Source organism: Rhodosalinus sp. (assembly GCF_041685465.1).
Lineage (GTDB): Bacteria > Pseudomonadota > Alphaproteobacteria > Rhodobacterales > Rhodobacteraceae > Rhodosalinus.
On record NZ_JAWLFS010000181.1, the window covers coordinates 1 to 6271 of the forward strand.

Here is a 6271-nt window from a genome sequence, read left to right on the forward strand (position 1 = left end):
ACCAGTACCGCGCCCGCGTCGATGCGGTCCGCGATCATATGCCAGGTCACACCGTGCCGCGCCTCGCCGTTCAGAAGCGCCCAGACCGGCGCGTTGAGCCCCGCGTAATCGGGCAGCGGCGCGTCGTGGAAGTTCACCGCGCCGCGGCGCGCGCGGGCCAGCACGGTCTCGGGCAGAAGATCCAGATTGGCGATGGAGAGGAGCCAGTCCGCCTCGGGCAGCCGGTCGGCGAGATCCGTGCCCGGCACCTCCACCGGCAGCCCGCGGGCCCGCGCCCAGTCGGCCACGTCCGGGTGCCGCGTCACCACGGCGGCGAGAGCGTGGCCGCGCCCCAGCAGCGCCTCGCCGCAGTGGAGCGCCAGCGTCTCGTTGCCGATCAGGATCGCGCTGAATGGAGTCATGGCGTGGTCTCTCCGGTCTGAAGCGGGGCGGGCGGGGTCGTCGCGTCGGGGGTGCCCTGTCGGAGCGCGCGCAGGTCGTGGCGGGCCAGATCGCGCAGGAAGCGCGGCGGGTCGACCGGGGGTTTGCCCTGTATGCGCCGCCGCAACTGCCAGAGCGCGCCGCCGGCAAGACGCGCGAGCGTCGCCGCGGCGGCGTAGGTCCGCCCGTGGGTCTTGGCGAAATAGTGCCAGCGCGAGTCGAGCCAGAAGCCCGGGATGCGATCCCGGCTCTTCATGCCGGTGGAGACCGAGCCGATATGCGCGACGCGGCTTTCGCGGACATAGAGCGTGGGCCACCCGGCGCACGCCGCGCGACGGCAGAGCTCCGTCTCCTCGAAATAAAGGAAGAACGTCTCGTCGAAGAGCCCGATCTCGTCGAGCACGGCGCGACGCATCATCAGGCTCGCACCGGCGACCCAGTCCACCCGCCGCGTCGCCTCCGGCACGCCGAGCGGCACGCGATGCCGCCGCAGCAGCCGGCTGAGAGGCCCGAGCCGCGCCGCACCTTCGAGTTCCGACAGAACCGAGGGGAAGCGGAAGGCGGTGGTGTGCGGTTCGCCGTCGGGGCCGTGGATGTAGCTGCCGGCGAAACCGATCCCGGGGTCGGCTTCCAGCGCGTCGAGCAGGCGCCGGATGGCATCGGGCGCCGGGAAGGCGTCGGAGTTCAGAAGATAGACGTACTCCGGCGCGCTTCCGTCCGAGAGCCCGGCGCGGATACCGGCATTGTTGCCCGCGCCGAAGCCGCCGTTGCGCCCGCTCTGAAGAACGCGCAGGCGATTGCCCGCGGTCCAGCCGCGCGCCTCCGCTTCCCTGCTCAGCCGCTCGAAGGAGCCGTCCTGCGAGTCGTTGTCCACGATCACCAGCTCGCCCGCGATGCCGTCGAGCGCGGTGAGCGCCGCCTCGGCCGCGCGCAGCGTCATCTCCGCGGTACGGTAGTTCAGCAGGACGGTCAGCACCCGCGGCATCGGTTCACTCCGCCGCCTGCCGGGTCGGCGGCGCCGGGCGTGCCGCGACCTCGCGCTCGGCCTCGTCGAGGACGCGGCGGATGCGCTGGGCGAGCACCCGCGCGTTGGGTTCCAGCACCATCGAATCGTGATCTCCCGGCACCTCGTGCACGTCGAGCCGCGAGACCCAGGAGCCCCATCCGTTGTCTTCCGCGAGATAGGCGCGCTCGGCGCTGATCATGCGCCCGTCGGCACCGCTCCAGCGCGGCGCGAGCGGCGGGCGGAAAAGCGCCAGCCTCCCGTCCCACGGCCGCATGTCGTAGGCCGCGAGCGCCTCGTGGAAGGCGGCGACGATCTCCGCGTCGTGGAAGCTGTGCTCGGACGCGGCAGGGGCCTCGGCCTTCGCGCGAAGGGACCGTTTGTAGCGGATTTTCCCGGCGATCCAGCGCGCCGGATAGACGGGCCCCTGCCGGCGCAGCTCCTGCCAGTGGATGCGCAGCCGATCCTCCCGGGCGAGGTCGAAGCGCCCCGGCAGCGGCGTGTCGAGGGCGACGACGGCGCCCACCTCCTCGCCGGCCTCGGTGAGTTGCAGCGCCATTTCGTAGGCCGTCAGCCCCCCGCCCGAGAAGCCGCCGAGCAGATAGGGGCCCGTCGGCTGCACCTGACGGATCTCGGCGATCATGTCGCGCGCGGCGTCGGCGAAATCCCGGTGCGGCTCGGCGCCACCGTAGAGCCCGCGCGCCTGAAGGCCGTAGAAGGGCCGGTCCGTCCCGATCAGATGCGCCAGATGGCGAAGGTTCAGCACGTTGCCGAACATGCCGGCGGCGAGGAAGAAGGGCGTCTTCGGCCCGCCGTCGCCCTCGTGCATCGGGACCAGATGCGTGAAGCGACGCACCGCCGGGGCGGCCTCGGGCGTGGCGGCCTCGGCGGTCTCTCCGGCACCGCCGGTTTCGGCCTCGATGAGCGCCGCGCAGGCGCGGACCGTCGGCGCCTCGAAGAGCACCGAGATCGGCAGGTCCACGCCGAAGCGCTTGCGGACCCGAGCGAAGAGCCGAACGGCGATGAGCGAATGCCCCCCGAGGTCGAAGAAGCTGTCCTCCGCGCCGACCTGCGCGACGCCGAGCAGCGCGCTCCAGATCTGCGCGAGCGCCTCCTCGGTCGGTGTTTCGGGAGCCACGTAATCCCCCTCGAGCACCGGGCGATCGAAAAGCGCGCCGGGGGCGGCCGTCGCCTCAGTCGTGCGGGCCTGCTTCACCAGCGCGTCGAGGGGCAGGGAGCTCACGATGGTCTGCGGCTTGCCGCGGGCCAGCGCGCGGAGGAAGGCCTCGGCCCCCTCCTCGGGCGTGATCCCCTGCGCGATGTTGTGCGCCAGCCGCTCCTCGGCCGGCGAGAGCGGCGCATCCTGCCTCTCGGCCGCGTCGAACTCCACCTCGCGCGCCTCGGGCGCCGCGGGACGGGCCAGCCCGCCCACCATCCGGCGCAGCCGAAAGCCCTCGATCTCGACGCAGACGGTCCCGTCCGGCGCGGCGAGGGTCACGTCGAAGGCGGCCGTGGCCGCGTCCGCGTGCGCCGCATCGGTGATCCGGACCCAGCTCACGATCTCCGCCGGCAGGGGGCGGTGCACGCGCAGCCGGCCGTAGGTCAGCGGCACCCAGAGGTCACGTCCCGCGTACCCCGCGATCAGCTCCATCGCCCAGCCGGTGGCGATATCCATGAGGGCCGGGTGCAGGGTGAAGCCCCGGTCGCCGGTCGCCGCGGGCGGCAGGCGGAGGCGCGCTACCCCCTCGCGGTCGCCGAGCGCCTTGCGCGTCAGAACGCGCCAGCGCGGACCGAAGGCGAGATGCGCCTCCTGCGCCGCGGGCAGGCCGTCGTCATCCCCGGCGACGGCGCGGGTGCAGCGTTCCTCCAGCGCGGCGACATCGAGCGGCGCGGGCGTCGCTGCCGGCAGGCGCGCCAGGGTCGCCTCGGCCGTCCGCTCCCAGGCGCGGCGGCCCGCGACCTCCGCGGCTGCCTGCACTTCCATCGCGTAGCCCTCGTCCGCGCGGGCGAGGCGCAGGCGGATCTCCCGGTCGGCCCCGTCGGCGACCTCGAGCGGGCGCAGGAACCACAGGTCGCGGATCTCGAACGGCCCGTCCTCGCCCTGTGCCGCCAGCGCCTCGGCGGCAAGTTCGGGGTAGCCCGAGCCGGGCAGAAGCGCGCGGCCGTCCCGCGTTCGGTGCTCGTCCAGCACCCAGCGCGCGGCGGTCGACCAGCGCGCGGTGAGCAGGCGATGCCCGTCCCCGTCGAAGGTGGCCTCATCGAGAAGCGGCGCGTCGATCGCCGTTTGCGGTGGCTCGGGCGCGTCGCCCGTGCGCCGCGCGATCGCCTCGGCGGCCATGCCGACCTCGGCCCAGACGCCCCAGTCGAGCGCGACCACCCTGGTCCGCCCGCCCGCACGGCTGCGGGCGTAGGCGTTGAGAAACTCGTTGGCCGCGACGTAGTCCACCTGCCCGGCCGGTGCGGTGACGGTCGATGTCGAGGAGAACAGCACCATCCAGTCCAGCGTGCCGTCGGGGAAGAGCGCGTCGAGCACCTGTGTGCCATGCAGCTTCGGCGCGAGGACCTCCTCGACGGAGCCCTGGGTCCTGGCCGTCAGCGGCGCATCGTCCACCACGCCCGCGGCATGGATCACGCCCGAGATGCGGCCGAAGCGGTCCCTTGCCACCTCGATCACCTCGCGCATGTCTTCGGCATTGGTCACGTCCGCCTGAAGAGGCAGGACCTCTGCGCCCGCGGCCTCGAGCCGCTCGACGGCACGGATGCGGCGGGCTGCCGGATCGGTCGGCGCGCGGCGTGCGAGTTCATCCGCCCAGTCGGCGCGCGGGGGCAGGGCGCTTCGCGAGACGAGGATCAGGCGTGCGCCCGCGTCGCGCGCGAGCCGTTCGGCCACCGTGAGACCGATACCTCCGAAGCCGCCGGTGATCAGCACCGCCGCGCCGGTCTCGACCGGCGGTGCCTCGGGGGCGGGCAGCACCTCCGGCACGGGCGTCTGCACGAGGCGGCGTCCGTCGCGGAGCGCGGCGACATGTTCCGACGGGGCGGCCAGAAGCTCCTCCAGCACCTGAACGCCCAGCGCGTCCAGCGCCGCGGCGCGCCCGTCGCCCCGGCGCAGCCAGCCGCCGGTCGATGCCTCGGGCAGGACCACGTCGAGCATCGCGCAGGTCACGCCGGGCAGCTCGCGGGGGATCACGCGCGCCGGTCCCGCGGCGGTCGCCTTCTCGGGGTGGGTGAGCCGCTCGTCGCGGACCTGCGCCGCGCCGGAGGTTGCGACGGTGATGTGCGGGGGCACGGGCAGCGTCTCGCCGGCGAGCGCCTGTCCGAGGAAGAGCAGCGACCAGAAGCCCTGTTCCTGCGTGCGGTGGAAGAAGCTCGACCCGGGGCGGAAGCTCTCGTCCGCGGTTACCAGCCAGAAATGGGCGATGCGCTCGGGCGCGCGCCCCTCGGCGAGCAACTCGCCGATCAATTGGTCGTAGGCCTCCCGCCCTTGTTCGGGAGCGAGCGTGTAGGCGTCCGGGCCCACCCGTGCGAAGGCGTCGCCGGGACGCACCTCGACCACCGTGTGCCCGCCCGCGCGCAGCCGCGCGGTGGCCCGGTCGGCGAGCCCCGCGTCGTCGGCGAAGACGAGCCACGCGCGCGGCGGCCCCGTCTCGCCCGCGGCCACGTCCAGATCGCAGTCGGCATGGGCCGGGCGCCAGCGCAGCCGCCAGCCCCAGTTCTCCACCCCGTCGATGCGCTCGGGCAGGGTGGGGTCTGTGCGCGCCTCGGGCGCGGCGGGTTCGATGAAATAGGGCGCCTGCTGAAAGGCACAGGTCGGCAGCACCACGCGGTTGCGCCGCGCCTCGCCCCAGATCTGGCCCCAGTCGAAACGCGCCCCCAGCGCCCAGAGCCGGCCCAGCGTGCCCATGAAATGCACGTCGTCGAGCACTGCGTCCTCGGGGTGTCGCAGGGCGTTGACGACCCTGTTGGCCTCGATCCCCGGCTGCTGTCGCGCAAGCGCCGAGAGCGCCTTGCCCGGTCCCATTTCGAGGAAGAGGCGCGCAGGCTCCTCCGCCAGCGTGGCGAGCCCGGCGCCGAAGCGCACCGTGCCGCGCAGGTGCGCGACCCAGTAGTCGGGGTCGGTCGCCTGTTCGGCGGTCAGCCATGTGCCCGTGCGGTTGGAGATCACCGGGATCTGCGGCGGCGACAGCGGGATGGATCGCAGGTAGTCGCGGAAGCGGTCCAGAACCGGGTCGAGCAGGCGCGAATGCGCCGCGATGTCGATGGCGATGCGCGTCGCCTCGATCCCGTCGGCGGCAAGCTCTGCCTGAAGCCGGTCGAGCGCGGCCTGCGGGCCGGAGGCGACCGAGAGGCCCGGCGCGTTCTCGGCCCCGAGGTCGAGGTCCGGACCGAGGCGCGCGCGCAGCTCGTCGGCCGGCAGCGCGACGGAGAGCATCCCGCCCCGCTCCGCCTCGTCCATCAGCCGCCCGCGCAGGTGCACCAGCCCGATGCAGTCCTCGAAGCGCATGACGCCGGCGATGCAGGCGGCCGCGTTCTCGCCCATCGAGTGACCGATCAGCGCGGCCGGCGTGACGCCCCAGCTTTCGAAGAGCCTCGCCAGCGCGACCTCGACGATCATGATGAGCGGCAGCTGGACCGACGGCGTCGTCAGCCGCCGCGCGGCGGTCTCCGCCTCGGCGCCCTCGGCCAGCCAGAGCGCGCGGATGTCGTAGTCGAGCTTCGGTTGCAGCACGTCGAGGCCGCGGTCGATCCAGTCGGCGAAGACCGGCTCGGTCTCGTAGAGGTCGCGCGCCATGCCGACGTATTGCGCGCCGCCGCCGGGGAACATGAAGACCGGCTGCGGCGTGCCGG

The 6271-nt window shown here is 73.6% G+C and carries 3 protein-coding genes; all 3 read right to left on the reverse strand.

Translation table 11 applies throughout. The features are described from left to right. Positions 1-401: formyltransferase family protein (locus ACESL7_RS11675; protein WP_372893497.1), on the reverse strand; the 401-nt coding region annotated here is incomplete at its 3' end. After that, positions 398-1405 (reverse strand): glycosyltransferase, encoded by a 1008-nt coding sequence (locus ACESL7_RS11680; RefSeq protein WP_372893498.1) that lies wholly within the window; start codon positions 1403-1405, stop codon positions 398-400. The genes ACESL7_RS11680 and ACESL7_RS11675, both read right to left, overlap by 4 nt. 4 nt (positions 1406-1409) lie before the next feature. After that, positions 1410-6248, reverse strand: coding sequence for an SDR family NAD(P)-dependent oxidoreductase (locus ACESL7_RS11685; RefSeq protein WP_372893499.1), 4839 nt, complete (start codon positions 6246-6248; stop codon positions 1410-1412). Positions 6249-6271 lie beyond the last annotated feature (23 nt).

Excerpts from the sequence above, each read along its gene's own strand:
- ACESL7_RS11685 (WP_372893499.1), bottom strand. The coding sequence starts at position 6,248 with ATGTTCCCCGGCGGCGGCGCGCAATACGTCGGCATGGCGCGCGACCTC.
- ACESL7_RS11680 (WP_372893498.1), bottom strand. The coding sequence starts at position 1,405 with ATGCCGCGGGTGCTGACCGTCCTGCTGAACTACCGTACCGCGGAGATG.